We start from the raw sequence: 26,372 nt of genomic DNA on the forward strand, positions 1-26,372 counted from the left end.
AGCAGTTGCTGAGCGCTACCTGAAAAATGCCGCTATGAAAAGGAAAAATAGCCATGGAAATCCAAATTTATAGCAAGCCTGCCTGCGTACAGTGCACCGCCACCTATCGTGCGTTGGATAAGCAAGGACTCGAATACACGGTGATCGATATTACCGCTGAGTCTGGTGCTCAGGAAGAAGTAGAAGCACTTGGCTACCGCCAGCTGCCTGTGGTGGTGGTAGGTGAAGAGCATTGGTCTGGCTTCCGTCCTGATCGTATTCAAACGCTGGCGTAATCGGAATTTATGTGCACTGCCGACGCGGAAGCCAAGCAAACAGGTACGTTGGTTTATTTTTCCACTAAGTCAGGCAACACTCACCGTTTTATTGAAAAGCTTGGCTTAAGCGCCCAGCGGCTGCCGTTAAATCGTGAAGCGCCAACGCCGCGGGTAGAGCAGCCCTATATACTCATTACCCCCACTTACGGTGGCGGCGCTGTCAAAGGGGCGGTGCCGGGGCAGGTAATTCAGTTTTTAAATGACGAGCACAATCGACACCTCCTGCGAGGTGTCATTGCTGCTGGAAATACTAATTTTGGTGAGGCATACGGTTTGGCGGGGCGAATTATTGCCCAAAAGTGCCAGGTGCCGCTGCTTTATCGTTTTGAATTGTTTGGCACTGATGACGATGTCGCCAAGGTCCGCAAAGGAGTAGAAGAGTTTTGGAAACGTCAAGCTCAGTCTCTAAGAACGTAGCTACAAAAAACTCGGCAGAAACACCACGCCCTGCTGCGGGAGGAACCGAGGCGCGCACGTTGGATTACCATGCGCTGAATGCGATGCTTAATCTGTACGGTGCCAACGGCGAACTGCAGTTGGATAAAGACCGCGAAGCGGCGCGTCAGTACTTTCTGCAGCACGTTAATCAGAACACGGTCTTCTTCCACTCGCTGGAAGAGAAACTCGATTATCTGGTGGAAGAGCAGTACTACGAAGCCGACATGTTGGCGCAGTACAGCTTTGCGTTTGTGAAGGCGCTGTTTGAGCAAGCCTATGCCTACAAATTCCGTTTTCCTAGCTTTTTGGGCGCGTTTAAGTACTACACCAGCTACACGTTAAAAACCTTTGACGGTAAGCGCTACCTTGAGCGTTATGAAGACCGCGTGTGCATGGTCGCCCTGACACTGGCGCGCGGCGACGAAGCGCTGGCTAAGTCGCTCGTCGATGAAATTATTAGCGGCCGTTTTCAGCCGGCGACGCCCACGTTCCTTAACTGCGGCAAGCAGCAGCGCGGCGAGCTGGTCTCCTGCTTCCTGCTGCGTATCGAAGACAACATGGAGTCTATCGGGCGCTCCATTAACTCTGCGCTTCAGCTCTCCAAGCGTGGCGGCGGCGTGGCCTTCCTGCTGAGCAATATTCGTGAATCCGGCGCGCCGATCAAGCGTATCGAGAACCAGTCATCGGGCATTATCCCGATTATGAAGCTGCTGGAAGATGCGTTCTCCTACGCTAACCAGCTGGGTGCACGCCAGGGTGCCGGGGCTGTATATCTCAACGCTCACCATCCGGATATTTTGCGCTTCCTGGATACCAAGCGTGAAAACGCGGACGAAAAAATCCGCATCAAAACGCTGTCGCTGGGTGTGACTATTCCCGATATCACCTTTGAGCTGGCGAAGCGCAACGATGATATGTACCTCTTCTCGCCCTACGATGTAGAGCGGGTCTACGGCGTGCCGTTTGGCGATATCAGCGTCACCGAGAAGTACCATGAAATGGTGGCTGACGCGCGTATTCGTAAACAGAAGATTAACGCCCGTGCCTTCTTCCAAACCCTGGCAGAGCTGCAGTTCGAGTCTGGCTACCCGTACATCATGTTTGAAGATACGGTCAACCGCGCTAACCCGATTGCGGGCCGTATCAATATGAGCAACCTCTGCTCTGAGATTCTGCAGGTTAATACGCCGACCGAGTATGACGACGACCTTGGCTACCGTGAGATTGGTCAGGATATCTCCTGTAACCTGGGCTCTATGAACATTGCCAAGGTGATGGATGCTGGCGATATCGGCACCAGCGTAGAGATTGCCATTCGCGGCCTCACCGCCGTATCGGAAATGAGCAACCTGCGCAGTGTTCCTTCTATTGCTGAAGGCAACGCCAAGTCTCGCGCCATCGGCCTTGGTCAGATGAACCTGCATGGCTTCCTGGCTCGCGAGCATATTTATTATGGCTCAGAAGAAGGGTTGGATTTCACTAACCTGTACTTCTACTGCGTTGCCTTCCATGCCATTCGTGCGTCGAACCAGCTGGCTATTGAGCATAGTGAGACCTTTGCAGGGTTCGAAGACTCTACCTATGCGTCGGGTACATTCTTTGATAAGTACACCGACCAAGCGTGGCTGCCGCGTACGGAGAAAGTCCGTCACTTGTTTGAGCGTAGCGGTATTGCACTGCCTACTCAGGATGATTGGCAAACGCTGAAAGCCTCGGTGATGGCGCACGGCTTATACAATCGTAACCTTCAAGCGGTACCGCCGACCGGTTCTATCTCGTACATCAACCACTCCACCTCGAGCATTCACCCGGTGGCGGCGAAGATCGAGATCCGTAAAGAGGGTAAGCTGGGCCGCGTTTACTACCCAGCGCCATTCTTGAGCGAAGCGAACTTCGATTACTTCCAGGATGCTTACGAAATCGGTCCTGAAAAAATTATCGATACCTACGCAGAGGCGTCCAAGCACGTTGACCAAGGCCTCTCGTTGACGCTGTTCTTCCCGGACACAGCCACCACGCGGGATATCAACAAGGCGCAAATTTACGCATGGCGTAAAGGTATCAAGACGCTTTATTACATACGCTTGCGCCAAAGTGCCCTAGAAGGCACCGAGGTAGAGGGTTGCGTCTCCTGCACGCTGTAATCGGGTAACGCTTTTAAGATGATGTTTGTGAGAGACCTCTGATGACAATGATGCAACGTTTGTCGCGAGTGAATGCGATTAACTGGAACCGCCTTCAAGACGATAAAGACCTTGAGGTATGGAACCGTCTGACCAGTAACTTCTGGTTGCCGGAGAAAGTGCCGCTTTCCAATGATATTCAGTCGTGGAACACGCTGACGCAGCAAGAGAAGCAGCTTACTATCCGCGTATTTACGGGCCTGACGCTGCTGGACACCATTCAAAGCAGCGTGGGTGCGCCTGTGCTGATGGAAGATGCCCGCACTCCTCATGAAGAAGCGGTATACACCAATATCGCCTTTATGGAATCCGTGCATGCGCGCTCCTACAGCTCGATTTTCTCGACGCTGTGTGCAACGCGTGATGTAGACGACGCGTTCCGCTGGAGTGAGGAAAATCCGACGCTACAGATGAAGTCGGAGCTCATCCTGAAGCGCTACCGCTCGGACGACCCGCTGATGCGCAAGGTGGCGAGCGTTTTCCTGGAGTCGTTCCTGTTCTACTCAGGCTTCTACCTGCCCATGTACTGGTCCAGCCACGCCAAGCTGACCAACACGGCAGACCTGATTCGTTTGATCATTCGTGATGAAGCGGTGCACGGTTACTATGTGGGCTACAAATTTCAGCAGGCGCTGGCAGAAGAGACACCCGAGCGTCAGCAGGAAGTGAAAGACTACGCCTACGAGCTGCTGCTGGAGCTTTACGACAACGAAGTCCGCTACACCGAATCGCTTTACGATGAAGTGGGTCTGTCGGAAGATGTGAAGAAATTCCTTCACTATAACGCTAACAAAGCCCTGATGAACCTTGGCTTTGAGCCGCTATTCCCCAGCAGCGTGACGGATGTCGACCCAACGATCATGGCCGCACTGTCACCCAGCGCGGATGAGAACCACGACTTCTTCTCAGGGTCTGGCTCTTCCTATGTCATTGGTAAAGCGGTCGCCACAGAAGACGACGACTGGGCGTTTTAATCACCGCCGTGGTTACGTTCTCTACGGGAGCCTATGGCTCCCGTTTTTTATGCGCGCAACTCCCGCCAGACTGTTGGTGGATGTTAATGATAAATATTGTCATTTATTCTATTAGTGTTACGCTATGCACTGCACGCGTTAAACGCAAATCGTTCTTATACCTAATGAGTTTTAGCGCGCCGTTCGTGAGGGCGCGTTAAGCAGTGACGGAGACATAACGTGCTGAAAAGGCCTTTCTTTGCCTTGCGTGGGTGTTGGCTAGCAGGAGTGCTCGTCAGCGGTACGCTAATGGCAAGTGATGAGACAATGGATCAAGCGGCCCAAAGTGTCGAGGCCCAGCAAACCCAGTCTGAACTGCAGCAGCAAATTGACAGCGCGGATGAAGCTACGCGTTCCGCCATTGAAGAGTTGCGCCGCCTAGAGCGGGAAACCCGCCAGATGGAAACTACTAACGCAACGCTCAGTAGCCGCCTGGCTAGCGAAGCCGAGCGCCAGCAGCGATTAAGCCAAGCGCTAGATACGTTAAGCGATACCCGTGATGCGCTGCCCATGATTGAGCAGGATATGGCCGAGCAGCTAACCCGTTGGATCGAGTCAGATCTACCTTTCTTAACCGATGAACGCCTCGCCCGGGTGGAATCCGCCGGTAATCCCGAGGCAGGCAGCGCTGAACGCATTGCCAGCTTGCTCGAAGCCTGGCGCGCTGAGCTGGCCTATGGCCGTGAAGTGGATAGTTGGCGAGGCCGGTTGGTGATGGAGGGAGCGTCGCCAAGAGAGGTGGAGTACCTACGTATTGGCCGTATTGGCTTTTACTACCTCACGCCCGATGGTCGGGAAGGTGGTGTATGGGATAAAGAGGGCGGTGAATGGCTGGCGTTAGACGAGCCCGCTCGCCGTCAGGTACGCAACGGCCTGCGCATCGCTGATGATCAGCGCACGCCGGAGCTTCTGCAACTACCACTCTCTATTACTGCCAATGACCAAGGGGGCCAGCCATGAGTCTATTCTCTCGCCCAAAAGCATGGCTTTGCCTAACGTTACTGGTCGGCGCATTAACGAGCAGCGCTGCCATGGCCCAAAGCGATGAACTCGGGTCGCTAAGGGAGGCCCGAGAGGCTGCCCAAGCGCGTGATCAGGCGCGGCTGCAGTCATTCTTAGAAGATCAAGAGGGCCTGGAAGCCGCCTTGGAGGAAGCACGTGCTGCCCATGAGGCGGCTGAAGAAGAGCAGGCAGCCCTTGAAGCGCAGCAGGAAGAGCAAAGCGAGCAGGCCCAAGCGCTTGCCCAGCGGCAAGAGGAGCAGGGAGAAGCGTTAACCTCATTGCTGGCAGATCTTGCCCGTCACAGTGAAGAAATTCGCAATGAGCTAGGCGGCGATAGCTGGCTAACGCTAGAGGCAGATGCGCTGCCGCCGCGCCTTAATGATGTCGACGTTCTGGAGCGCTCACAAATCGAGGCCGTGGTAGATAGCCTGGCAACACTCACTGTGAATACCGGTCGTGCCGAGCGCCTGGAGCTGCCGGTGGCGGATGCAAGCGGCGACATAGAGTCACATAGCGTCGTGCGGCTGGGTGATTTTGCTGCCTTTACCGAGTCTGCGCTGCTTAGAAAGGGGCAAGACGAAGAGAGCAGCCTCGCCGAAGTGCCGCGCACGCCAACAGCAATCAGCGACCTGTTAGTGGCTTACCATCAGGGCGAGAGCCGTGAATTTGCCATTGACCCCACGCAAGGCAGTGTTCTGGAAGCGTTGGCGCAACAGCCCACGCTCTGGGAGCGCTTTCAGCAAGGAGGCTACGTCGGTTACGTCGTTGTCGTGCTCGGTGGTATCGGGCTGCTGGTTGCGTTAGCTCAGTATATTTACCTACTGACGGTGAGTGCGCGTGTGCGCCGCCAGCGCCAAAACTTAGATCAGCCAAGCAAGGATAATCCGCTTGGTCGCGTGTTAGAACGCTTTAAAGAGATGGATAAGCACCAAACGCCAGAAGCGCTCGAAGCGAGGCTAGATGAGGCGGTGCTGGCCGAGTTGCCGAAGATTGAGCGTGGTCAGCCTATCGTTAAATTGCTGGCCGCCATTGCACCTCTGCTGGGGCTACTGGGTACCGTGACTGGCATGATCGTGACCTTCCAAGCCATTACGGTATTTGGAACGGGCGACCCGCAGCTAATGGCTGGCGGTATTAGTCAGGCGCTGGTGACCACCGTGCTGGGCTTGGTAACCGCTGTGCCGCTGCTGTTTGCTCAAACGGCGCTCTCCAGTCGCAGCCGTTTTATTACCCAGGTGATTGAAGGCGAAGCCAGCGCCACTTTGGCCGACCATCTGGAGGCGCAGTCCACCCTTTCTGGGCAAACGGTGAACTAGCATGCCGAGCTTACCCCTTTGGCTAGAGCCAGTAGAGCGGCTGTTAGAGGCGGGCGGCGCTGTGCTAGTCGTGCTTGCGCTGGTGGCGGTGGTGGTGTTCGCCATGGCGATTGAGCGCTGGTGGTACTACCGCATCAGTTGGCGGCGCGCGCGCCATGAACTGGTTCGTCGCTGGGCGGCCCGTAGCGACCACCGCAGTTGGAGTGCGCGTACGCTACGCCATGTATGGAGTGCGGCCTTGGTAGCCAAGCTTCGCCGCCCGCTGCCCTGGATCAGACTGCTGGTGGTGCTCTGCCCGCTACTGGGGCTGTTGGGTACCGTCACCGGTATGATTACCGTTTTTGATAGCCTTTCGATGAGTGATACCCACCAAGCCCGGGCCATGGCCGATGGCGTTGCCCGAGCAACGCTGCCTACCTTAACGGGAATGGCCATTGCGGTAGTGGGTATGCTGTTTATTAGCCGTTTAGAGCACGTTATCCGTCGCGAAGACCAGCGTTTGCATGACCGCTTAGCGCGTGCCTTGGAGGAGAGTGATGCGTAGACGCCGTTCTATAGAGGCTGCCGACGACAGCAATGAGGTGAACTTAACGCCAATGCTGGATGTGGTGTTCATTATGCTGATCTTCTTTATCGTCACGACCAGCTTTATCAAGGAGAGCGGGGTGGAGATTGACCGTCCTGAAGCGTCTGCGGCCACTCCGCGCCCCGATGCCCAGGTGCTGATTGCTGTCACGCCGGAAGGAGCGGTATGGGTAGATGGCCAGCCGGTAGATCTACATCGTGTTGGTCAGCAGGTGGCCGGAATGCTCAGCGGTGAAGGGTCGGTGGTTATTCAGGCCGATCGAGAGTCCACCACGGGCGTGCTGATTGAGGTTATGGATCGTCTCCAGCAGGCAGGGGTCGAGCAGGTCGCCGTGGCAGCGAGCCGGAGCGCGCCATGATGCGTCATGCGTTGTCGATGCTAGGCGGTATTGCCCTGGCCGTCGGACTCTTCTGGATGCTGGCGCTGCTGGTGGCACCACCTGAACAGCAAGTCGATGAGCCCATTATGACGATGTCCATGACCATGGTGGAAGCGCCGGAGGTGGCGCCCGAACAGGAGGCACCGCCTCCCGCGCCTGCGCAAGCAGCACCCGCGCCTCCGCCCATGCCGACTCCCGCGCCTGCACCAGTGGCCACCAGTACGATTGCGTTGCCCGAGGTAGAGCTGCCTAACGCGCCGGTAGAGCCCGTCGAATTAGAAAGCGAGCTGCCCGAGTTGACCGAAGCTCAGCCCGAACCCGAGCCGCAACCACAGCCACAGCCAGCTCCTGAACCTGCGCCGGAACCCTCTCCCGAGCCAGCAGAAACGGCAGCGCCATCCCCTGAGCCCGCCGCTGCCCAGCGCGACGCGGCACCGGCCGCTGAGCCTGCGCCCTCCAATGAACCGGTGAGCGTTGGGCAGGTGGCGCCGACGAATCGCGTTAACCCGTCGTATCCACCCCGTGCCCAGCGTCGTGGCATGGAGGGGTTTGTGGAGGTGGAGTTCGTCATTCAGCGTAACGGTAGTGTCGACGGTAGCTCTATTCGGGTGACCAATGCCCAGCCTCGTCGGGTCTTCGAAGACGCCGCCCGCGAAGCAATTGCGCGTTGGCAGTTCGAACCCAGCCAGCAGCTACGTCGCGCCACCCAGCGTATTGAGTTCCAGTTAAGGTAGCGGTGACATGTCTCGTAGAGAAAAATCGCCAAACAGGCCAGTGAACGATACTAGCCGGGGGAAGGGGATGCAGCGTTGGGTCGCCATCATGTTACTGAGCGCTATGAGCGCTACTGCCGTGGCCAATGAGCCGCTGCCCGGTGACATTATTCAAGACCTGAACGGGTTGCAAAGCCAGTTAGCAAGCCAAGCAAACGGTTCGGCAGATCCAGAGGTGTTAAGCCGTATTATTAGCCATGCGCGCTCTCAGTCTGAGCGGTTGGCTGGCGGTAACCGGGCCGACCAGTGGGCCAGTGCGCTCTATCACCAGTTAGCGGCAAGCGCCCTTGTGCGCCAGGGGGAAAACCTTGCGGCCGCCGATGAACTGGCCAGCGCTCGCCAACGCCCGAGCGTTCCCGATAGCCAGGTACGCCGCTGGCTGCGCGATGAGGCGTCGCTGCGCCGTGCAGCCGGAGAGCGTGATGAGGCCATTGCTCTGTTCGAACAGTGGTTGTCAGAGTCCTCGGGCAATGAGCGTTACGCAGAAACGGCGTGGCTGTTGGTGCGAATGCTGGCCGAAGAGGAGCGCTGGAAGGCTGCGTTAGAGTGGCTGGTGCCGCTGCTAGAGCAAGGGGATCTCAGCGCTGAACAACAAACGCTCACGAATGTTGTGCTACGGCACACAGGAGAGAATGAGCAGGCGCTAAGTTGGCTGTTGAAGGGCTTAAACGCTGAGAGCGAAGCCGATGCATGGCGTCAGGCAGCCGGGCTTGCCCAGCAGGCAGGCCAGTTGGGCGTAGCAGCCGCCGTCTGGGAGGCGGCATGGCAACTAGGCAAGCTCTCGACCCCAGATGAGCGCCTTACTCTTATCCAGCTTCATCTGGCAGGCGGGACCCCCGCTCGTGCCGCGGAGCATTTAGAGGCAGCGCTTGAGACAGGCGAGCTTCCTAGCAACGAAGAGACGCTGCGCTTGCGAGCGACGGCCTGGCAGCAGGCGAAACATATTGATAATGCCTTGGGCGCTTGGCAAGCGCTCGCTGAAGTAACGCAATCAGCCGATGACTGGCGCCAGCTGGGTCAACTTGCTTATGGGTGGGGGAGAAATGAGCAAGCAGAGGCGGCGCTTACAACCGCTGCTAACCTTGGGGATCCCCAAGCGGAGGAGTGGCTGGCCAATTTTCACTGATAAGCAAAGCCCCTTTGCTAAGCAAGGGGCAGGCTGTTGTCTTGTTGCTGAGTTTGCTTACTACTGACTTCGCCTACTACTGAGTAATAGGAAGCGTTAATGTAAAGTCGCTCCAGGTCGGGGCGTGGTCAGAGGGGCGCTCCATACCGCGTAGCGGGTAATCGATGCCTGCGCCTGTCACGCACTCGGCCAAAGGCTTTGAGACGAGAATGTAGTCGATACGCAGGCCGCGCTTTGGCTCTCGATCAAACCCTTTAGAACGGTAGTCAAACCAACTGAACCACTCGCTGTTATCAGGGTGGCACAGCCGGTAGCTGTCGCTAAGCCCCCACGCTTTAATGCCTTCCAGCCACTCACGCTCAATGGGCTGGAAGCTGGTTTTACCTTCGCGTAGCCAGCGTTTACGGTTGGCTTCGCCAATGCCTATATCCTGGTCTTCCGGTGAGATATTAAAATCACCCATGACCGCCAGCCGCTCTTCAGGAGCATGCTGGGTATTAAGCAGGTGTGCGAGCTGTTGATAAAAGCGTGCTTTGTGCGGAAACTTGGTGGGGTGATCAATACTCTCGCCTTGCGGAAAGTAGCCGTTCCACACAGTGACCGCTTCGCCATCGTCGGCGAGAAGCTTGACGCCAATCATGCGGCGCTGCGCATCCTCTTCATCATCAGGAAAACCGTAAAACACCGCCTGCGGCTGTTGGCGGCACAGTAACGCAACGCCGTAATGCCCTTTCTGGCCATAATAGAAGACGTGATAGCCCATGGCTTCTACGTCAGCCACGGGGAATTCACTATCCTGCACTTTGGTTTCTTGTAAGCCAATGACATCAGGTTGTTGAGTGTCGATCAGCGCTTGAAGCTGATGTAGCCGTGCCCGAATGCCATTGATATTAAACGACACCAAACGCATTACGAAGGGTCTCCTGATGAGTTGTCGCCCCCTTTGTCAGGGTGAATCGCAATCGGTTGGCCACTTTGCTGGCGCGCTAGTTTACGCACGGCTTGTAGTTTGCGCTGCTGCTGCTTTTTAGCCACAAAGCGGCGCGATGAGGTCACCTGATCAGGGTTCTCATGGCGCCACTTTTTATAATCTTTGCGGCGACCAGTGCGGATAGTCACTTTATCCGCTAATGAACGAGTCTTTTTCTTACGCGTCATGTCGCGCTCCTTGGGTTAATGTATGCCTCATTCTAACAGGCAAGCGTGCTCCTTCGACAGCAGGGCGCGCTCTTATCGCCAACCCCTGGTACAATGCGCACTTCGTGATGCCTAACATCCACAGAAATGGACAGATACACAGCCTATGAGCGAGTCGGAACAGACCACAGCATCGGCCCAGAACCGCAAGCCTAAACGTCGTCGTCGGAAACCGCGTCGTCGTCAGTCGAACTGGGATCTTCGTCAGTTTCAGGTGCCCGCCGTTGCCGGCAAGTGGCGCTTCCATGACTTTGATCTGCCGCTGCCTCTAATGCGCGCTATTCATGCCCAAGGGTTTGAGTACTGCACGCCCATTCAGGCGGAAGCACTGCGCCACACGCTGTTAGGTGGCGATATTGTCGGTAAAGCGCAAACGGGCACCGGGAAAACGGCCGCGTTTTTAATCTCGGTGATGGCTTACTTCCTTGAAGAGCCCACGCCGGATGGCCAAAAGCCGGGCGCACCCCGTGCGCTGATTATCGCGCCGACCCGAGAGCTGGCGCTGCAGATCGAGAAAGACGCCAAAGCTCTTGCGCGTTTTACTCAGCTTAACGTTGCCAGCGTAGTCGGCGGTATGGACTACCAGAAGCAGCGCGAGAGCCTGGGTAAGAAGATCGATATCCTGGTTGCCACGCCTGGACGCCTGCTGGACTTCCATCAGAAGCGCGATATCGACCTCTCTGAAACCGAAGTGCTGGTGCTCGACGAAGCGGACCGTATGCTCTCCATGGGGTTTATTCCCGACGTGAAGCGCATTATTCGCTACACGCCGAAAAAAGAGGAGCGCCAAACGTTCCTGTTCTCGGCCACCTTTACCGACGATATTCTCAATCTGGCAAGCCAATGGACGCTTGATCCGGCGCATGTCGAGATCGAAGTGACCGTCGAGAATCAGGCGGATATCGACCAGCGCGTCTATCTTGTCTCCGATGACGATAAGCAGCGGCTGCTGGTGAAGCTACTGGAGCAGGAGAGCTTTGAGCGCGTCATGGTATTCGGTAACCGCCGTGATTTGGTGCGCAAGCTTGACGATCTGCTGAAAAAAGCGGGTGTCAGCGCGGCTATGCTGTCCGGCGATGTGCCTCAAAACCAGCGTATTAAAACGCTGGAAAGCTTCCGTGAGGGAGAGATTCAGGTACTGGTCGCCACCGATGTCGCGGGTCGCGGTATCCATATTGAAGACGTCAGCCACGTTATCAACTACACGCTGCCAGAAGACCCTGAAGATTACGTCCACCGTATTGGCCGTACTGGCCGCGCGGGCGCCAAAGGGGTCTCCATCAGCTTTGTTGGTGAAGAAGACGCCTTCTCACTGCCAGAGATTGAGCGCTACATTAACGGTAAGCTGCCCTGCGAACATCCGCCGGAAGGCATGCTGTAACGGGCATGCTGGATAACGCGCTTAAAAACGATATTCAGCAGGCCTACCGTAACGTGGTGGAAAAGCTAGGGCTGACACCACGTTACGGGCAGCGCTTAATGATTGCTGAAATCGCCCGCACCCTAGGTGATATCGAGTGCGACAGCGAGGGAAAGCGCGTTAGCGATAGCCACGTTTGCGTGCTGGAAGCCGGCACCGGCACGGGCAAGACGCTGGCTTATCTCATTGCAGGGCTGCCCATAGCCAAGGCGCAAGGCAAACGGCTCATTGTCTCCACGGCCACTGTTGCCCTTCAAGAGCAAGTGTTGAATCAAGACCTGCCGTCGCTGGCTAGCCATAGCGGTGTTGCTTTTCGCTATGCGCTAGCGAAAGGTCGCGGCCGTTACGTCTGCGTGGCGCGGCTGGATCAAGCGCTGGAAGGTAGTGAGCCCAACCCAACGCTTTCGCTGTTCGAGCAATCCCTTCAAGCTGATAGCAGCGACTTTAACGTACTGGCCACCGATATGGCGGAGGCCTACGGTAAAGGCGAGTGGGAAGGCGATCGCGATACCTGGCCGGTGTCTATCGAAGACAGCCACTGGCGTCAGCTGACGGTTGACCACCGCCAGTGCACTGGCCGCCGTTGCGGGCATTTTGGTGCCTGCGCCTTTTTCCGCTCTCGTCGAGAGTTGGAAAATGCGGATGTTATCGTTGCTAACCACGACCTCGTGCTGGCGGATCTTGCCCTTGGGGGTGGTGCGATTCTGCCAGACCCTGCCGACTGCATCTTTATTTTCGATGAAGGTCACCACCTGCCGGATAAGGCGCTGTCCCATTTCGCCCACCGCTTTGCGGTGCACGGCTGTCTGCGCTGGCTAAAAACCCTGAAAAGTAGTTTGACGGATTTGAACCAGGGGCTGGCGGTACAGCCCACCATTGCTCGCTTACTGGCAGGGCTGCCTGAGCTACTGCATAGCTTGGAGCCTGCGCTGGGTGACGTGTTTAGCATGGGGCATCAGCTGGCAGGGCGTGAAAATGGTCTGGCAGATGAAGAGGCGACCCATCAGCAGCGCTTTGAAAAAGGCCAAGTGCCCGAGGCGCTGCGCGAACAGGCGCAGCAGCTGCTAGTCATGTTTGCCACCCTGTCGAGAAGTCTAGAAAGCATTAGCGATATTCTGCGCGAAAGCCTGGACCCGGATAAACAGACCGGCCTGGACCGTGACCAGGCGGAAACGTGGCTGCCTCTAATAGCGTTGCTCCATGGTCGCGCCCTGGAGGCTCATGCGCTGTGGCAAGCGTTTAGTGAACAGGATGCCGCCAATGCGCCGCCCAGCGCACGGTGGATAACGCTCAGTCGTGTGGCGGGCGAACCAGAGATTGAGTTCTCAGCAAGCCCGGTTTCTGCAGCGCACACGCTTGCCAAGCACCTATGGGGGCGCTGCCACGGGGCGGTTGTCACTTCGGCAACGCTCACGGCGCTTGGCCGTTTTGAGCGCCTGCAGGAGCGGGCTGGTTTAGCTAACCGCTACCGTTATCAGGCGCTGCCTAGCCCGTTTGATTACGCTAATGCAGTTCTGCGGGTGCCCGCAGAAGCAACGGACCCCAGTGACCGGGATGCCCATGAGAACGCCATTGTGCGCTTTGTGTCGCAGCTAGGTGAGGAGGAGGCGGTACTGGTGCTGTTTTCCTCTCGCGCACAGCTGCGTGCGGTGGAAAAGGCACTGCCTGCTGCGGCAAAAGAGCGCATCTTGGCGCAAGACGCGCTGCCCAAACGTGAACTCATCGAGCGACACAGAGCGGCGGTGGATAGCGGTAAGGGCAGCGTGATTTTCGGCTTAGCTAGCTTTGCCGAGGGTATCGATTTACCGGGGGATTATCTCACCCACGTGGTGATTACCCGGCTGCCGTTTGCGGTGCCGGATGACCCCGTTGGGGCAACGCTTGCCGAATGGATCGAGAGCCAGGGCGGTAACCCGTTTATGCGCATTAGCGTACCGGATGCTTCGATTAAACTGGTGCAGGCGTGTGGTCGTTTAATCCGTAAAGAGAGCGATCGGGGAGTCATTACGCTGCTGGATCGGCGGGTGATTACGCGCCGCTATGGCCAGGCGCTATTAGATGCGCTGCCGCCTTTCAGGCGCGATATACAGGCATAGGTGATAGGGGGCGTTAGGTTCTGGCGATAAAAAACGCCCGCTAAGCAGCGCTCGGCGGGACGTTTTTGAGAGCGGTGGCTTGTTACGCGATGCGTTTCGCCAGTACCGATGCTAGTTTCTCGTTCATACGGGTGAACGTTTCCACTGTGGTGTCCCAGTCGATGCAGGCATCGGTGATCGATACGCCGTACTGCAGCTGGCTTAAGTCTGCAGGCACTTTTTGATTGCCCCAGCCAATGTTGGATTCCACCATCAGACCGATAATCGAGGTATTGCCTTCGAGAATCTGGTTGGTCACGTTTTCCAGTACCAGTGGCTGCAGCGCGGCATCTTTGTTCGAGTTTGCGTGTGAGCAGTCGATCATGATGTTGGCAGAGAGATTAGATTTTTTAAGCTCTTTCTCCGCCAGGGCAACACTCACGCTATCATAGTTAGGCTTGCCATTGCCGCCACGCAGGACCACGTGGCCATAGGCGTTGCCGCGGGTGCGGATAATCGCCACTTGGCCTGCCTGGTTGATGCCCAGGAAGTTGTGCGGGTTAGCGACAGATTGCAGTGCGTTAATCGCCACATCCAGACTACCATCGGTGCCGTTTTTAAAGCCAACCGGGCAGGAGAGGCCGGAGGCCATTTCACGGTGAGTCTGTGACTCGGTGGTGCGGGCACCAATGGCCGACCAGCTAATGCAGTCCTGCAGGTACTGCGGAGAGATGGGGTCAAGCGCTTCAGTAGCTAGCGGCAGACCCATTTCGGCTAAATCGACCAGCAGTTTGCGGGCAATGTGCAGGCCTTCGTCAATTTCGAAAGAGTCGTTCAGGTGCGGGTCGTTAATTAACCCTTTCCAGCCCACGGTCGTCCGCGGCTTTTCGAAATAGACACGCATCACGATATAGAGGCTGTCGCTCACTTGATCAGCCAGAGTGCGCAGGCGGCGGGCATAATCAAGCGCTGCTTCAACGTCGTGAATAGAGCAGGGGCCAACGACCACCAGCAAACGCGGATCTTTGCCATCTAGAATGTTTTGGATGGTCTGACGGCCTTCGATAACCGAACGCTCGGCGCTTTCCGTTAAGGGGATAGCGTTTTTCAGTGCTTCTGGGGTGGTAAGAACATCCTGTGCAAGGACGTTAAGGTTACTAACCTGTTGATCTGACATCTTGCTACCTGTGCGTGCGCGATGGGCTAAAAGTGGCCACTACTATGGCGCGTCACGGTGGTAAAAATCAATTGTTACGGAACTTTGCATTAAGGAAAAATGTCAGCCTCAGGGTTTTAACAGAGGGGGCAAGCGCTTGATGCGCTGCTAAGAACGCGTAACACTAGACGATATTGGTGTTTAGCAATTCAACGCGTGCAACATAACCAAGGGGGCAGGTGGAGCTTTGCCTGTTAATTTCCTCCATGATGATTAACTTATGCCCAAGGGACGCTATGCTGCTTGCTGTGAAGGCCCGGCTTACAGGGCGAAAAAGACACAAAGCTCGGCGTAAAACGTTCGAGCAGAAGGAGCGTGTGAATGGGCACTCGTGAAACAGACCAACAGCTGGTTGAACGTGCCCAGAAAGGCGATACACGCGCTTTTGATCTGCTGGTGAAAAAATATCAGCATAAAATCATTGGCTTGATTGGACGCTACGTCCACGACCATGCAGAAGTACAGGACGTGGCGCAGGAAGCTTTTATCAAGGCTTATCGTGCGCTGGGTAAATTTCGCGCAGAGAGCGCGTTTTACACCTGGATGTATCGCATTGCGATTAACACGGCGAAAAACTACTTGGTATCTCGTGGACGTCGGCCACCAGGTAGCGATTTAGATATTGTCGACGCTGAAATTCTCGATCAGAGCGGTCGCTTGGCGGACTCAGAGTCGCCAGAAGCATCTATTGCTCGGGATCAACTTGAGGCGGCGGTATATGAAGCGATTGAGAAACTGCCAGATGATTTACGCACCGCTATTACGCTGCGTGAGCTGGACGGCTTAGCCTACGAAGATATTGCCCAAGTGATGCAGTGTCCGGTGGGCACCGTTCGCTCGCGAATTTTTCGCGCTCGGGAAGCGGTTGATGAGCATATTCGTCCGCTAGTCACTACGGCGCGTAACAGCCGCGATGACTAAGCCGCTGACTAATGAAAGTAGTGCTTTGGTCACAGTCATTTACGTTTTTGCTTTTTTTGTGAACTGTCTGGCAAGTGAGGCGTCATACAAGTTATCTAGCTTTAACGAGTTGAGCCGCCGACAGCTACCGTAATGCTATCTGCCTGTCAGTGATTAGCATTATGCAAACGGTGATTTGTAATAGGGTCTTGGCCTGCGAGGTTTTGCGGTTAAAACACGCACTAGCCGTGTTGCCGCTGAGCTTCTTCTAACACAGTGTGAGGGTGTGAAGTATGAGTCAAAGCACACGGGAATCACTTTCAGCATTAATGGACAGTGAAAGTGACGAGCTTGAATTGCGCCGGGTGTTGAAATCACTGCCCGATGATGCCGACGCGGCAGAAACGTGGCGTCGCTATCACTTAGCGCGCAGCATGATGCAGCGCGAGCGTGGGGTAGACGTTAGCGTAGACCTTTCTGCTGGCATTATGGCTCGCCTGCGTGAAGAACCAGCGCCTGTTATGGGTGGCGATAGCGCAGCCTCACCTGTACGAGCAGGTGGAATATCGTTTGCTCGTGGTGCCGGTGTCGCTGCTGCGGTGTCGTTGATGGTCATTACGGGCGTTCAATTCTTTAATGGTAGCGCCTCTACCGGTGGTGCTCAGCCCGCGAGTAATACAGTGGCTTCGCAGAATGGCGCTGGAGCTCAGGTGCAGCCGGTAAATTTGGCAGCATCACAATCTGCCGCTATGACGGCTTCCGACATGCCTATGTTTGAACCTACACCATTTCGCATTAATGGTCAGTCGGGCAACAGCGGCTTAATGAATATTAGCGAAGCTGGGTTTTCTGCCCCCGTTGCTCCGCAAGGCACGATGGCACAGCAAGCGACGACGATTGATGTTGATCAATTGCGCATGCTTCAGTCCTACCTAGAGCAACATGCGCAGGGTGCTGCAACGGGCGGTGGTGACAGCTGGATGCCGCTGATGCGCTCAGCAGTGACAGAACCACTGGGTCAGCGTTAAGCAAGGCGGGTCGCCGGACAACGTGATCGCTGAGTAAGGGGCTGATAGATTGGTATGGTGACTGCCAGATGTGCTTTATGGGGAGGCAGGCTTGCATTAACGTTAAGCCTGTTGAGTGCCAGCCTGCATTCCTCGTTTGTTACTGCTGATACCCCTACGGTGCTCTCCTGTGCCGAGGTTGCTGAACAGCAAACACCAGCAACCACGCAAGCATGGCTTGAGTTAGCACTGGTTGCGGGCCACTGTTATGACTTTCAGGCCCGAGCAGTCGCTATCGATGCCTTGGGTGTACGTACGCTTGCACTTTCCCACCGCATTCGTGATGGTGTTCGCCAGCAGGTCGTACAACATCTTGATGGGCCATCGGTAAGTATTGAGCGACGCTCTATTGCTGGCTATATGGCGCGCTTTACGCCAGAAGTGAACAGTGGCTTAAAAGCCCCTGAAGCTTGGGCGCAACATGTGGCTTCCTATTACGATATTTCCCTTCAAGAAGATGCCCGGGTGGCAGAGCGCGATGCAGTGCAACTGCGTTTTTCACCCCGGGATCAGCAGCGCTACTATCATGCATGGTGGGTTGATAAAGAGACCGGGCTGTTACTTAAGCATGTTATGAGTGACCGGCAAGAACGTGTGCTGGAAACCTTTCAAATTACCCAGCTTCACTCTCCTAAACTTTATGATGGCGGCGTCGCCGATGACGTGAGCGCCGAACATGTCGATCACTCTTGGCACGCAGAGTGGTTGCCAGAGGGGTTTGTTGCTCAGCCGCAAGATCCAGGGCAGCCTGTCAGCAATCAGCGGGTATATAGCGATGGCTTGGCCGCGGTCAGCCTTTTCGTTAACCCTATTGAGCAGAGCGTGTTGAAAGAAGGCGTTCACCAGCTAGGTGTTTCAACAGCATCAGTGGCGCTGGTGTCCGAGGGTGATCAACGCTGGCAATTGATAGCCATTGGGGAGCTCCCTTCGGATATGCTGCAGCGTATTGTGCAATCTGTTCGTATTGAGCCATAGCCATGTCTACCCCTTATGCCGCCTGCGCATCGCTTTTAAGAACGGGTATCGTCGTTGGCTATACGGGTGATGGATTGACCGTTGATGTGTCGCTTAACGCTGCCTGCCAGCAGTGTGCTGAAGGGCGTGGTTGTGGTATGGGGCTGTTAGCGCGGCGCCAACAGCAGCACATCACTGTGTATCCTAAGGCGCGCGTCGCTAGCGGTGCGTCTGCTTACCCTCTTGGTAGCCAAGTTACCATTGCACTACCTAAACACGATATCAGCTATTTGGCGCTTCTGATTTACGCGTTGCCACTATTGGCGGCGTTGTTAGTCTCTGGAGGCGCCTCGCTGCTAGGCACTAATGAATGGTTAAGCGCAGCGCTTTTCTTTAGTGCATTGATATGCGGTGTTATTGTCCTTAAATATCTAATGCGTGGGCGGATGGAACGCTTCCGGCCGCGCTTGGTCAGTTAGTTGTTCCGTAGCTCGCTAAGAGTTGCACTCCCTTCGTTTCGTATCTGCTTTACTAGGAGCTGTTGCATGAAGCGCTTGGTTCTTCCCTCGACACTATGGCTATGCTTAGTCGCGATGTTTTTTATAGGCCAGAACGCCTATGCGCAAACGCTGCCCGATTTCACTGAATTGGTGGAAGATGCTGCACCGGGCGTTGTGAATATCTCCACCAGTCGAACGGTTCAGCGTAGCCCGGCCATTCAAGGGTTTGGCGGCCAGGAAATCCCTGAAATCTTCCGTCACTTCTTTGGCGATAGTTTTCCGACACCCCCAGGCAGTAGCGGGGGAGGCAGTGAGGAGCGCCAATCGTTAGGCTCTGGCTTTATTATCAGCGCTGATGGCTATGTCATGACAAACGCCCATGTGGTGCAGGATGCCGACGAAATCCTGGTGCGCTTGAACGACCGGCGCGAACTGTCGGCTGAGCTGATCGGTAGCGATACTCAAACTGATGTGGCACTCCTGAAAATTGATGCTAACAATCTGCCAGTGCTTAATCTTGGCGACTCTGACGAACTGAAAGTAGGCGAGTGGGTCGCTGCCATTGGTTCACCGTTTGGGTTTGATCACTCGGTGACTGCAGGCATCGTTAGCGCGATTAACCGCACGCTACCCCGTGATGCCTACGTACCGTTTATTCAAACCGATGTAGCGATTAACCCTGGCAACTCCGGTGGACCGCTGTTTAATTTACAGGGAGAGGTCGTGGGTATTAACTCGCAGATCTTTACCCGCAGCGGTGGCTTTATGGGGCTTTCGTTCGCTATTCCGATTAACGTTGCTATGGATGTCGCCGATCAGCTTCGTGAAGATGGCCACGTTAATCGTGGTTGGCTGGGTGTCATGATCCAGCCGGTATCTCAAGATCTGGCTGAGTCTTTTGGCATGAGCAAAGCCATTGGCGCACTGATCGCCGACCTTGATCCAGAAGGCCCTGCGGCCCAGGGTGGCCTGCAAGCGGGAGATGTCATTATCGAAGTGAATGGCGAAGAGGTTGACCGTTCAAGCACGCTGCCTCGCTTAATTGGTCGCGTAGCACCTGGCGATGATGTCGAACTAACGCTAATGCGTGATGGCGAGCAAGTCTCAGAAACGGTAGAGCTGGGCAGCTGGCCCGATATGAACGAAGCAACATCGGCAGCCAATAGCGATAGCCAAGTACGCCTAGGTGTCGCAGTTGCTGAAGTAGATCAAGCAATGCGGGAGCGGCTGAACATCAATGGCGGCGTTGTAGTCAGTCAGGTAGAGCCTAATAGTGTGGCTGCCCAGGCGGGCCTGCGCGCTGGCGATATTCTGGTGAGTATTGATCACCGCAGCGTGGCGTCGGCAGACGAGCTAATGCGCATTGTAGAAGAGCTGCCCAATGACCGTGCTATTCCTGTGCGGCTATACCGTGATGGTCGTTCGTTGTTTGTGGCATTAAGACTCGAATAACCCCTCCTTGTCTTCACTCCAGTCCGGCGGTTCTCGCCGGACTGCTGTTCCTATCCCCCGCATATCGCTACAATAGCGCTTATCTTTTGACGAACTTTGGCAATGCAGTGGTGCGGTCCTCGATTTTTTGCCCTTCGGCCTAGCGCCGCACCCCCACGCTTGCGTACCAATAAGGCAGAACACACTCGATGTCTCATGACGTTTCCAGCGGAAAGCTCAAGCATATTCGCAATTTCTCCATCATCGCGCATATCGACCACGGTAAATCGACGCTCTCTGATCGTTTGATTCAAACCTGTGGCGGTTTGACCCAACGTGAGTTGAAGGAGCAGGTGCTCGACTCCATGGATATCGAGCGTGAGCGGGGCATTACTATTAAGGCGCAGTCGGTAACGCTGGACTACACCGCTGCCGATGGCCAGGTTTACCAGCTCAACTTTATCGATACACCAGGGCACGTTGACTTCTCCTATGAAGTCTCGCGCTCGCTGTACGCCTGTGAAGGGGCGCTGCTGGTGGTTGATGCCGCCCAAGGGGTGGAAGCACAGTCAGTGGCTAACTGCTACACCGCGATTGAGCAGGGCCTGGAAGTACTACCGGTACTTAATAAAATTGACCTTCCCCAGGCCGACCCCGACCGGGTAGCCCAGGAAGTAGAAGAGATTATCGGCTTAGATGCCACTGATGCCTGCCAGGTATCAGCGAAAAGCGGTATTGGTATCGATGCGTTGCTAGAGCGGCTAGTGCGGGACATCCCTCCGCCCAAGGGTGATCCTGAAGCGCCCCTACAGGCGCTAATTATCGATTCCTGGTTCGATAACTACCTCGGCGTTGTCTCACTGGTGCGCCTGTTTGACGGCACGCTGCGTAAGGGCGACAAAATTCGCATCAAGTCGACTGGCCGCGACTGGAACGCCACGGAAGTGGGTATTTTTACCCCGCTGCGCAAAGAGACCAATATCCTCCGTGCCGGTGAAGTCGGCTTTATCGTGGCCGGTATCAAAGAGATTCATGGGGCACCCGTGGGCGATACCATCACCCACACCAAGACCCCAGACGTGCCGCGTCTGCCAGGTTTCCAGAAAGTGAAGCCGCAGGTTTACGCCGGTATGTTCCCAGTGAGCGCGGACGATTATGAAGATTTCCGCGATGCCCTGGAAAAGCTCGCCCTTAACGATGCTTCTCTTGAGTACGAGCCGGAAAACTCCGATGCACTGGGCTTTGGTTTCCGCGTAGGCTTCCTCGGCACGCTGCACATGGAGATCATCCAAGAGCGCCTGGAGCGTGAGTACGATCTGGATCTGCTGACCACCGCGCCAACGGTTGTCTATGAACTCGCCATGAAGAACGGCGACATCCAGTACGTCTCCAACCCCTCCAAGCTGCCTGACATGGCCGATGTAGAGCAGATGCGCGAGCCCATCGTGCGTGCCAGCATTCTGGTACCTCAGGAGTTTGTAGGTAACGTCATCGCCGAGTGCGAGCAGCGTCGTGGCACCCAGTTGGACATGCAGTTTTTAGGTAACCAGATTCAGCTGACCTATGAGCTGCCCATGTCGGAAGTGGTCATGGACTTCTTTGACCGTTTAAAATCCATCTCTCGCGGTTATGCATCGCTGGAGTACAACTTCGAACGCTTTGAAGCGGCGAAACTGGTGCGTCTAGATGTATTGATTAACGGCGATAAAGTCGACGCCCTGGCGGTCATTATCCACCGCGACCATGCCCACAACCGTGGCCGTTTGCTGGTGGAGAAGATGAAAGAGCTGATTCCGCGTCAGATGTTTGACGTAGCGATTCAGGCAGCGATTGGTGGTCAGGTGGTTGCTCGTTCTACGGTGAAGGCTCTACGTAAAAACGTCACGGCTAAGTGTTACGGCGGCGACGTCAGCCGTAAGAAAAAGCTGCTAGAGAAACAGAAAGCCGGTAAGAAACGGATGAAACAGGTGGGGCGTGTTGAAATTCCCCAAGATGCCTTCCTTGCTGTGCTCAAGGTAAACGACTAGGGATACGAACCCCACATGGATTTTTCACTATTACTGGTACTCGCCGTTGCACTCTCTGGAGCCATTTACCTGCTGGATGTGCTGGTGCTTCGGCCAAAGCGCCGTGAGCGTGTGGCCAAAGCTGAAACGGCCACCATGGAAGGCCTGGATGCGCCGACTCGGGAAAAGCTCCTAAAAGAACCGTGGCCAGTTGATTACTCGCGTTCGTTTTTTCCGGTGCTACTCGTCGTGTTGGTGGTGCGTAGCTTTATCGTAGAGCCGTTTCAGATTCCCTCTGGTTCCATGAAGCCTACCCTGGAAATCGGTGACTTTATTCTAGTGAATAAATTTGCCTATGGGCTTCGGCTGCCTGTCGTCCATAACCGCTTTTTGGAAGTAGACGACCCTGAGCGGGGCGATGTGATGGTGTTCCGCTTCCCCGAAGAACCATCGGTGAACTTTATTAAGCGCGTGGTGGGCCTGCCCGGCGACCGTATTCGCTATGAAGGCAAGCAGCTCTATGTGAACGGCGAGCCGGTCACCAAAGCACTGATTGAAGAGGGCCCGGAGCTCTCTCCCCAACAGCTACTGCTGGAAGAGCAGTTAGGCGAAGTCAGCCACTTTATTTATAACAACCCCCGTGACCCAGGCCCGCAAATGCGCGAAGTCGTCGTGCCTGAAGGCCACTACTTCACCATGGGGGATAACCGCGACCATTCCAATGACAGCCGCTACTGGGGCTTTGTGCCCGAAGATAACATTGTGGGCCGCGCGTTTGCTGTTTGGATGCACTGGGATGGCGGCCTGCCCAGCTTCACCAGCGTACGGCGTATTGAATGAAGCAGCATAATTTACAAACCGTTAGTGTGGTTATCTTAGTTAACGTCAATGACGTAGGAGCACTGTGAGTAATTCCTTAACCGCTTTTTGCCGACGAATCGGCCATACCTTTGGCGACCCAACGCTTTTGGAACTGGCCATGACCCATCGCAGCTACGGTGGTCGTAACAATGAGCGCCTGGAATTTCTAGGTGACTCTATCGTCAATTTCGTGATTGCCGAAGCGTTGTTTCAGCGCTTTCCCCAGGCGCGAGAAGGGCAGCTTTCCCGCCTGCGTGCCCGCTTGGTAAAAGGCCAAACCCTCGCCGAACTGGCACGCGAAATGGCCTTTGGCGAGTGCCTACGGCTGGGCTCCGGTGAAATGAAAAGCGGCGGCCACCGCCGCGAATCGATTCTAGCGGACGCCGTAGAAGCCGTGATAGGCGCGATTTACCTGGATGCCGGTATGGATGCGGTACGCGAGCGCGTGCTGGCGTGGTATGCCGAGCGTCTAGAAAATATTTCGCTGCAAGATACCCAAAAAGACCCCAAAACACGCTTACAGGAGTTTTTGCAGTCGCGCCAAGCGGCGCTGCCGCGCTATGAAGTGGTCTCTGTAAAGGGAGAGGCGCATGCCCAGACCTTTACCGTGGAGTGCTACATCGAGCTACTAAGCGAGCATACCACTGGTAAAGGCCCCAGCCGCCGCCACGCTGAACAGCAGGCTGCGGAAGAAGCACTGTCCTATCTCGAACAACCCCCTGGAGACAAATCATGAGCCAAACCTGCGGATTCGTGGCCATCGTTGGCCGTCCCAACGTAGGCAAATCAACCCTCATGAACCGGATTCTGGGGCAGAAAATTTCGATTACCTCGCGGCGGCCACAAACCACCCGCCACCAAGTGATGGGCATTAAAACCGTTGAAGAGACGCAGTTTATCTACGTTGACACGCCGGGCATGCACATCATGTCCAAAGATCGCAACAAGGCCATCAACCGCTTCATGAACCAGGCGGCGACCCAGGCGCTTCGCGATGTGGACTGCGTGGTGTTCATCATCGACCGCACTCGCTGGACCGACGAAGACCAGGCCGTGTTAAAGCGTTTAGAGCATGTGAAAGCGCCGGTAATTCTAGCGGTCAATAAGGTCGATCGTCTCCAGGATAAAGCCGACCTGCTGCCTTGGCTGGCCGAGGTAGGCGCACGCCGTGAGTTTGCTGCCGTTGTGCCCATCTCCGCCAAGCATGGCACCCAGGTAGAGACCCTGGAAGAGGAAGTCGCCAAGCACTTGCCGGAGAGCATCCACTTCTTCCCAGAAGATCAAATCACCGACAAGAGCCTGCGCTTCATGGCGGCAGAGCTGGTGCGTGAAAAAGTGATGCGCCAGCTAGGTGACGAGCTGCCCTACCAGATGACGGTCGAGATCGAAGAGTTCCGCGAGACCGAGCGCGTCACGCACATCAGCGCGCTGATTTTGGTGGAGCGCCAAGGTCAGAAAGTGATTTTGATCGGCGAGAACGGCGACCGGATCAAGAGTATTGGCCGTGAAGCGCGCCTGGATATGGAGCGTGCGCTGGGTACTAAGGTCATGCTGAATATGTGGGTGAAGGTGAAGCGCGGCTGGTCGGATGACGAGCGGGCACTGAAGAGCCTGGGTTACGATCTCGATTGAGCACCGCCATGACCGCCGAGCCTGCGTTTCTGCTGCACCGTCGGGCATATCGTGAAACCAGCGCGCTGGTCGACTTATTAACGCTCAACCATGGCCGCATCCGGGCGGTTGCCCACGGCGGCCAGCGGCCCGGTTCTAAATCTCGCCAGCGGCTGCAGCCGTTCACCCCGCTATTTGTGTCATGGCGGGGAGAGCGAGAGTTAAAACGGTTAACGTTGATGGAATCGCGAGGTCACACCGCGCTGCTGGCAGGCGAAGGCTTGCTGTGTGGTCTCTATGCCAATGAAATTGCTACTCGCTTACTCCCGCTTGAACTGGCCGCCACCGATGTCTTTGCTTTTTATAGTGCTTTGCTAGATGCGCTGCCGGTACCTGCGGAGCGGGGCTTGGCGCTTAGACGCTATGAGTGGGCGCTATTGGAGGCGCTTGAGGCCACGCCGCGTTTCTGTACCCTTGAAGGCGGAGCGCTGGACCCGCACCAACGCTATCGCTTTGATGCTGACAGCCGTGCTTTTGTGGCGGCGGAACAGGGTATTGAAGGTCGCACCTTACGCTACATAGAGCAAGGCGACTGGCAGCCTACGGGCTTAGCGAGCGCTCTGAAAGCGGTCATGCGGGCAGCGCTGGCCCCCCATCTTGGCCCAACGGCATTACGCTCTCGCGAGCTGATGCTAGATTTAGCCCGCCGCCGTCATCGTTAGTGAACCACCGTTACTATTGATCGCGATAACGACCTATCGCTGCTTATTGATTGGAGACCCGCTATGCATCCCCCACGGATATTACTCGGCGTTAACATCGACCATATTGCCACGCTGCGCCAGGCCCGTGGCACTCGTTACCCTGATCCGGTTCAGGCAGCGCTGTTGGCGGAAGAAGCTGGAGCCGATGGGATTACCGTCCACCTACGCGAAGACCGCCGCCATATTCAGCCCCGTGACGTGCGCCTGCTGGCGGAGGTGCTCAATACGCGCATGAATCTTGAAATGGCGGTCACCGAAGAGATGCTGGCGCTTGCAGAAGAAGTGCGCCCGGCCCATGTGTGCTTGGTGCCCGAGAAGCGCGAAGAGCTGACCACCGAGGGCGGGTTGGATATCGTCGGCGGTTTCGATCATATCGCCAGTGCTTGCCAGCGTCTCGCTGCGATTGGCTGCGATATATCGCTGTTTATCGACCCGGATGAAGCACAAATTGATGCTGCCAAGCGCGCAGGCGCGCCTACCATCGAGTTACACACCGGAGCCTATGCAGAGGCAAAACCGGGGAGTGCCGAGGCCAACGCCGAGTATGACCGCCTCAGCGCGGCGGCGGTACACGCCGTATCTCTGGGCTTGGTGGTCAATGCTGGTCACGGGTTGCACTACCACAATGTGGAAGCCATTGCGGCGCTACCCGGTGTTAATGAACTGAACATTGGCCACGCGATCATTGCCCGTGCGCTGTTTGTCGGCTTGAAAGAAGCCGTGCAAGAGATGAAACGACTAATCATTGCCGGGCAAGAAGCGGGCTTAATGGCTGCGCTTGATGCCCATGAGCACGAACATGACCACGATCACGGCGACAGTCACCACTGCTGCGGCCATTAACATGATTGTGGGAATTGGCTCGGACATTGCCCGAGTTGAGCGTTTTCGCCAGGCCGTGACGCGTCACGGCCCGCGCTTTGCTAAGCGTATCTTAGGGCCCGACGAACAGGCGGTGTGGCAGGAGAAGGGGCAAGCAGTCGCCTATCTCGCCAAGCGCTTTGCGGCGAAAGAGGCTTTTGTGAAAGCCCTGGGCCTTGGGCTTCGCCAGGGGATGCAGTGGGGCGATATTCAGGTAATCAATGATGCCCTGGGGAAGCCCAGCCTTAAACTGAGCGGTGAAGCGCAGCGGCGGTTCACCGCCAGCGGGGCGACCGCCGCGCATATTACGCTGAGTGATGAAGCCGACTACGCCGTCGCCTTTGTTATTTTAGAGAGCTGATAATATGCCTCATAC

Annotated in this window: 27 protein-coding genes; 24 read left to right on the forward strand and 3 right to left on the reverse strand. The window is 55.9% G+C overall.

Going from position 1 to position 26,372, the window contains the following annotated elements; genetic code table 11:
* Positions 1-53: 53 nt before the first annotated feature.
* From nrdH to ACIGG6_RS12180, 10 genes are all read left to right on the forward strand, one after another.
* Entirely contained in the window at positions 54-275 is a 222-nt protein-coding gene (nrdH, locus tag ACIGG6_RS12135; protein WP_399844686.1) for a glutaredoxin-like protein NrdH, read from the forward strand.
* A gap of 9 nt (positions 276-284) precedes the next feature.
* The gene (gene nrdI / locus ACIGG6_RS12140; RefSeq protein WP_399844688.1) at positions 285-734 is read left to right on the forward strand and encodes a class Ib ribonucleoside-diphosphate reductase assembly flavoprotein NrdI; all 450 of its coding nucleotides are present in this window, start codon (positions 285-287) and stop codon (positions 732-734) included.
* On the forward strand, positions 701-2,899 hold the full coding sequence (gene nrdE / locus ACIGG6_RS12145; protein ID WP_451923651.1) for a class 1b ribonucleoside-diphosphate reductase subunit alpha: 2,199 nt from the start codon (positions 701-703) through the stop codon (positions 2,897-2,899). The genes nrdI and nrdE overlap by 34 nt, the downstream gene beginning before the upstream one ends.
* 41 nt (positions 2,900-2,940) lie before the next feature.
* The gene (gene nrdF / locus ACIGG6_RS12150) at positions 2,941-3,912 is read left to right on the forward strand and encodes a class 1b ribonucleoside-diphosphate reductase subunit beta (protein ID WP_044630793.1); all 972 of its coding nucleotides are present in this window, start codon (positions 2,941-2,943) and stop codon (positions 3,910-3,912) included.
* A 219-nt stretch (positions 3,913-4,131) separates the two neighbouring features.
* Positions 4,132-4,911, forward strand: coding sequence for a DUF3450 domain-containing protein (locus ACIGG6_RS12155; RefSeq protein ID WP_399844690.1), 780 nt, complete (start codon positions 4,132-4,134; stop codon positions 4,909-4,911).
* Positions 4,908-6,269 (forward strand): MotA/TolQ/ExbB proton channel family protein, encoded by a 1,362-nt coding sequence (locus ACIGG6_RS12160; RefSeq protein WP_399844692.1) that lies wholly within the window; start codon positions 4,908-4,910, stop codon positions 6,267-6,269. Before ACIGG6_RS12155 ends, ACIGG6_RS12160 begins: the two co-directional genes overlap by 4 nt.
* A 1-nt stretch (position 6,270) precedes the next feature.
* Complete coding sequence (locus ACIGG6_RS12165) at positions 6,271-6,813, forward strand: MotA/TolQ/ExbB proton channel family protein (protein ID WP_399844693.1); 543 nt, start codon at positions 6,271-6,273, stop codon at positions 6,811-6,813.
* Positions 6,806-7,213: an ExbD/TolR family protein gene (locus tag ACIGG6_RS12170; protein ID WP_044628390.1), complete on the forward strand. Its 408-nt coding sequence runs from the start codon at positions 6,806-6,808 to the stop codon at positions 7,211-7,213. The genes ACIGG6_RS12165 and ACIGG6_RS12170 overlap by 8 nt, the downstream gene beginning before the upstream one ends.
* The gene (locus tag ACIGG6_RS12175) at positions 7,210-7,968 is read left to right on the forward strand and encodes an energy transducer TonB (RefSeq protein ID WP_399844695.1); all 759 of its coding nucleotides are present in this window, start codon (positions 7,210-7,212) and stop codon (positions 7,966-7,968) included. The genes ACIGG6_RS12170 and ACIGG6_RS12175 overlap by 4 nt, the downstream gene beginning before the upstream one ends.
* Before the next feature lie 67 nt (positions 7,969-8,035).
* Complete coding sequence (locus ACIGG6_RS12180) at positions 8,036-9,133, forward strand: hypothetical protein (RefSeq protein ID WP_399844697.1); 1,098 nt, start codon at positions 8,036-8,038, stop codon at positions 9,131-9,133.
* Positions 9,134-9,209: 76 nt separating this feature from the next.
* Here the strand turns inward: ACIGG6_RS12180 and xthA are convergent, their stop codons facing one another.
* Positions 9,210-10,043, reverse strand: a complete 834-nt coding sequence (xthA, locus tag ACIGG6_RS12185; protein WP_399844699.1) for an exodeoxyribonuclease III — start codon at positions 10,041-10,043, stop codon at positions 9,210-9,212.
* Entirely contained in the window at positions 10,043-10,291 is a 249-nt protein-coding gene (locus ACIGG6_RS12190; RefSeq protein WP_074210491.1) for a hypothetical protein, read from the reverse strand. The genes xthA and ACIGG6_RS12190 overlap by 1 nt, the downstream gene beginning before the upstream one ends.
* Before the next feature lie 145 nt (positions 10,292-10,436).
* On the opposite strand from ACIGG6_RS12190, the gene rhlB reads away from it, so the two are divergent.
* Positions 10,437-11,711 (forward strand): ATP-dependent RNA helicase RhlB, encoded by a 1,275-nt coding sequence (gene rhlB, locus ACIGG6_RS12195; RefSeq protein ID WP_253502964.1) that lies wholly within the window; start codon positions 10,437-10,439, stop codon positions 11,709-11,711.
* Positions 11,712-11,716: 5 nt separating this feature from the next.
* Positions 11,717-13,846, forward strand: a complete 2,130-nt coding sequence (gene dinG / locus ACIGG6_RS12200) for an ATP-dependent DNA helicase DinG (protein ID WP_289110664.1) — start codon at positions 11,717-11,719, stop codon at positions 13,844-13,846.
* Between the two features lie 82 nt (positions 13,847-13,928).
* On the opposite strand, the gene ACIGG6_RS12205 is transcribed toward dinG, so the two are convergent.
* Positions 13,929-15,002, reverse strand: coding sequence for a 3-deoxy-7-phosphoheptulonate synthase (locus ACIGG6_RS12205; RefSeq protein WP_044628383.1), 1,074 nt, complete (start codon positions 15,000-15,002; stop codon positions 13,929-13,931).
* Positions 15,003-15,362: 360 nt separating this feature from the next.
* On the opposite strand from ACIGG6_RS12205, the gene rpoE reads away from it, so the two are divergent.
* The 12 genes from rpoE to acpS all read left to right on the forward strand — a co-directional run bounded on the left by rpoE (position 15,363) and on the right by acpS (position 26,357).
* Positions 15,363-15,962, forward strand: coding sequence for an RNA polymerase sigma factor RpoE (gene rpoE, locus ACIGG6_RS12210; RefSeq protein WP_399844702.1), 600 nt, complete (start codon positions 15,363-15,365; stop codon positions 15,960-15,962).
* A 272-nt stretch (positions 15,963-16,234) separates the two neighbouring features.
* Positions 16,235-16,969, forward strand: coding sequence for a sigma-E factor negative regulatory protein (locus ACIGG6_RS12215; protein WP_399844704.1), 735 nt, complete (start codon positions 16,235-16,237; stop codon positions 16,967-16,969).
* A 54-nt stretch (positions 16,970-17,023) separates the two neighbouring features.
* Complete coding sequence (locus ACIGG6_RS12220) at positions 17,024-17,983, forward strand: MucB/RseB C-terminal domain-containing protein (RefSeq protein WP_399844706.1); 960 nt, start codon at positions 17,024-17,026, stop codon at positions 17,981-17,983.
* Between the two features lie 2 nt (positions 17,984-17,985).
* Positions 17,986-18,441: a SoxR reducing system RseC family protein gene (locus tag ACIGG6_RS12225; RefSeq protein WP_399844707.1), complete on the forward strand. Its 456-nt coding sequence runs from the start codon at positions 17,986-17,988 to the stop codon at positions 18,439-18,441.
* A gap of 66 nt (positions 18,442-18,507) precedes the next feature.
* Positions 18,508-19,914 (forward strand): DegQ family serine endoprotease, encoded by a 1,407-nt coding sequence (locus tag ACIGG6_RS12230; RefSeq protein WP_399844709.1) that lies wholly within the window; start codon positions 18,508-18,510, stop codon positions 19,912-19,914.
* A gap of 188 nt (positions 19,915-20,102) precedes the next feature.
* Entirely contained in the window at positions 20,103-21,920 is a 1,818-nt protein-coding gene (lepA, locus tag ACIGG6_RS12235) for a translation elongation factor 4 (RefSeq protein ID WP_399844711.1), read from the forward strand.
* A gap of 15 nt (positions 21,921-21,935) precedes the next feature.
* Positions 21,936-22,739: a signal peptidase I gene (lepB, locus tag ACIGG6_RS12240; RefSeq protein WP_253502987.1), complete on the forward strand. Its 804-nt coding sequence runs from the start codon at positions 21,936-21,938 to the stop codon at positions 22,737-22,739.
* Between the two features lie 64 nt (positions 22,740-22,803).
* A complete protein-coding gene (gene rnc, locus ACIGG6_RS12245) occupies positions 22,804-23,496 on the forward strand; it encodes a ribonuclease III (RefSeq protein WP_044628375.1) in 693 nt (230 codons plus the stop codon).
* Positions 23,493-24,392, forward strand: coding sequence for a GTPase Era (gene era, locus ACIGG6_RS12250; protein ID WP_074210492.1), 900 nt, complete (start codon positions 23,493-23,495; stop codon positions 24,390-24,392). The genes rnc and era overlap by 4 nt, the downstream gene beginning before the upstream one ends.
* A gap of 8 nt (positions 24,393-24,400) precedes the next feature.
* Entirely contained in the window at positions 24,401-25,093 is a 693-nt protein-coding gene (recO, locus tag ACIGG6_RS12255) for a DNA repair protein RecO (protein WP_399844713.1), read from the forward strand.
* Positions 25,094-25,156: 63 nt separating this feature from the next.
* Entirely contained in the window at positions 25,157-25,978 is an 822-nt protein-coding gene (pdxJ, locus tag ACIGG6_RS12260; protein WP_399844715.1) for a pyridoxine 5'-phosphate synthase, read from the forward strand.
* Between the two features lies 1 nt (position 25,979).
* A complete protein-coding gene (gene acpS / locus ACIGG6_RS12265; protein ID WP_399844764.1) occupies positions 25,980-26,357 on the forward strand; it encodes a holo-ACP synthase in 378 nt (125 codons plus the stop codon).
* Positions 26,358-26,372 lie beyond the last annotated feature (15 nt).

The sequence above is a fragment of the Vreelandella lionensis genome, from assembly GCF_044543515.1.
GTDB lineage: Bacteria > Pseudomonadota > Gammaproteobacteria > Pseudomonadales > Halomonadaceae > Vreelandella > Vreelandella lionensis.

Coding starts and splice junctions, on each gene's coding strand:
- ACIGG6_RS12230 (WP_399844709.1), top strand. CDS start 18,508: ATGAAGCGCTTGGTTCTTCCCTCGACACTATGGCTATGCTTAGTCGCG.
- ACIGG6_RS12180 (WP_399844697.1), top strand. CDS start 8,036: ATGCAGCGTTGGGTCGCCATCATGTTACTGAGCGCTATGAGCGCTACT.
- nrdI (WP_399844688.1), top strand. CDS start 285: ATGTGCACTGCCGACGCGGAAGCCAAGCAAACAGGTACGTTGGTTTAT.
- lepA (WP_399844711.1), top strand. CDS start 20,103: ATGTCTCATGACGTTTCCAGCGGAAAGCTCAAGCATATTCGCAATTTC.
- ACIGG6_RS12215 (WP_399844704.1), top strand. CDS start 16,235: ATGAGTCAAAGCACACGGGAATCACTTTCAGCATTAATGGACAGTGAA.
- dinG (WP_289110664.1), top strand. CDS start 11,717: ATGCTGGATAACGCGCTTAAAAACGATATTCAGCAGGCCTACCGTAAC.
- ACIGG6_RS12175 (WP_399844695.1), top strand. CDS start 7,210: ATGATGCGTCATGCGTTGTCGATGCTAGGCGGTATTGCCCTGGCCGTC.
- ACIGG6_RS12165 (WP_399844693.1), top strand. CDS start 6,271: ATGCCGAGCTTACCCCTTTGGCTAGAGCCAGTAGAGCGGCTGTTAGAG.
- nrdF (WP_044630793.1), top strand. CDS start 2,941: ATGACAATGATGCAACGTTTGTCGCGAGTGAATGCGATTAACTGGAAC.
- rhlB (WP_253502964.1), top strand. CDS start 10,437: ATGAGCGAGTCGGAACAGACCACAGCATCGGCCCAGAACCGCAAGCCT.
- rpoE (WP_399844702.1), top strand. CDS start 15,363: ATGGGCACTCGTGAAACAGACCAACAGCTGGTTGAACGTGCCCAGAAA.
- recO (WP_399844713.1), top strand. CDS start 24,401: ATGACCGCCGAGCCTGCGTTTCTGCTGCACCGTCGGGCATATCGTGAA.
- ACIGG6_RS12225 (WP_399844707.1), top strand. CDS start 17,986: ATGTCTACCCCTTATGCCGCCTGCGCATCGCTTTTAAGAACGGGTATC.
- ACIGG6_RS12205 (WP_044628383.1), bottom strand. CDS start 15,002: ATGTCAGATCAACAGGTTAGTAACCTTAACGTCCTTGCACAGGATGTT.
- pdxJ (WP_399844715.1), top strand. CDS start 25,157: ATGCATCCCCCACGGATATTACTCGGCGTTAACATCGACCATATTGCC.
- ACIGG6_RS12160 (WP_399844692.1), top strand. CDS start 4,908: ATGAGTCTATTCTCTCGCCCAAAAGCATGGCTTTGCCTAACGTTACTG.
- ACIGG6_RS12220 (WP_399844706.1), top strand. CDS start 17,024: ATGGTGACTGCCAGATGTGCTTTATGGGGAGGCAGGCTTGCATTAACG.
- ACIGG6_RS12170 (WP_044628390.1), top strand. CDS start 6,806: ATGCGTAGACGCCGTTCTATAGAGGCTGCCGACGACAGCAATGAGGTG.
- nrdH (WP_399844686.1), top strand. CDS start 54: ATGGAAATCCAAATTTATAGCAAGCCTGCCTGCGTACAGTGCACCGCC.
- xthA (WP_399844699.1), bottom strand. CDS start 10,043: ATGCGTTTGGTGTCGTTTAATATCAATGGCATTCGGGCACGGCTACAT.
- era (WP_074210492.1), top strand. CDS start 23,493: ATGAGCCAAACCTGCGGATTCGTGGCCATCGTTGGCCGTCCCAACGTA.
- acpS (WP_399844764.1), top strand. CDS start 25,980: ATGATTGTGGGAATTGGCTCGGACATTGCCCGAGTTGAGCGTTTTCGC.
- ACIGG6_RS12190 (WP_074210491.1), bottom strand. CDS start 10,291: ATGACGCGTAAGAAAAAGACTCGTTCATTAGCGGATAAAGTGACTATC.
- lepB (WP_253502987.1), top strand. CDS start 21,936: ATGGATTTTTCACTATTACTGGTACTCGCCGTTGCACTCTCTGGAGCC.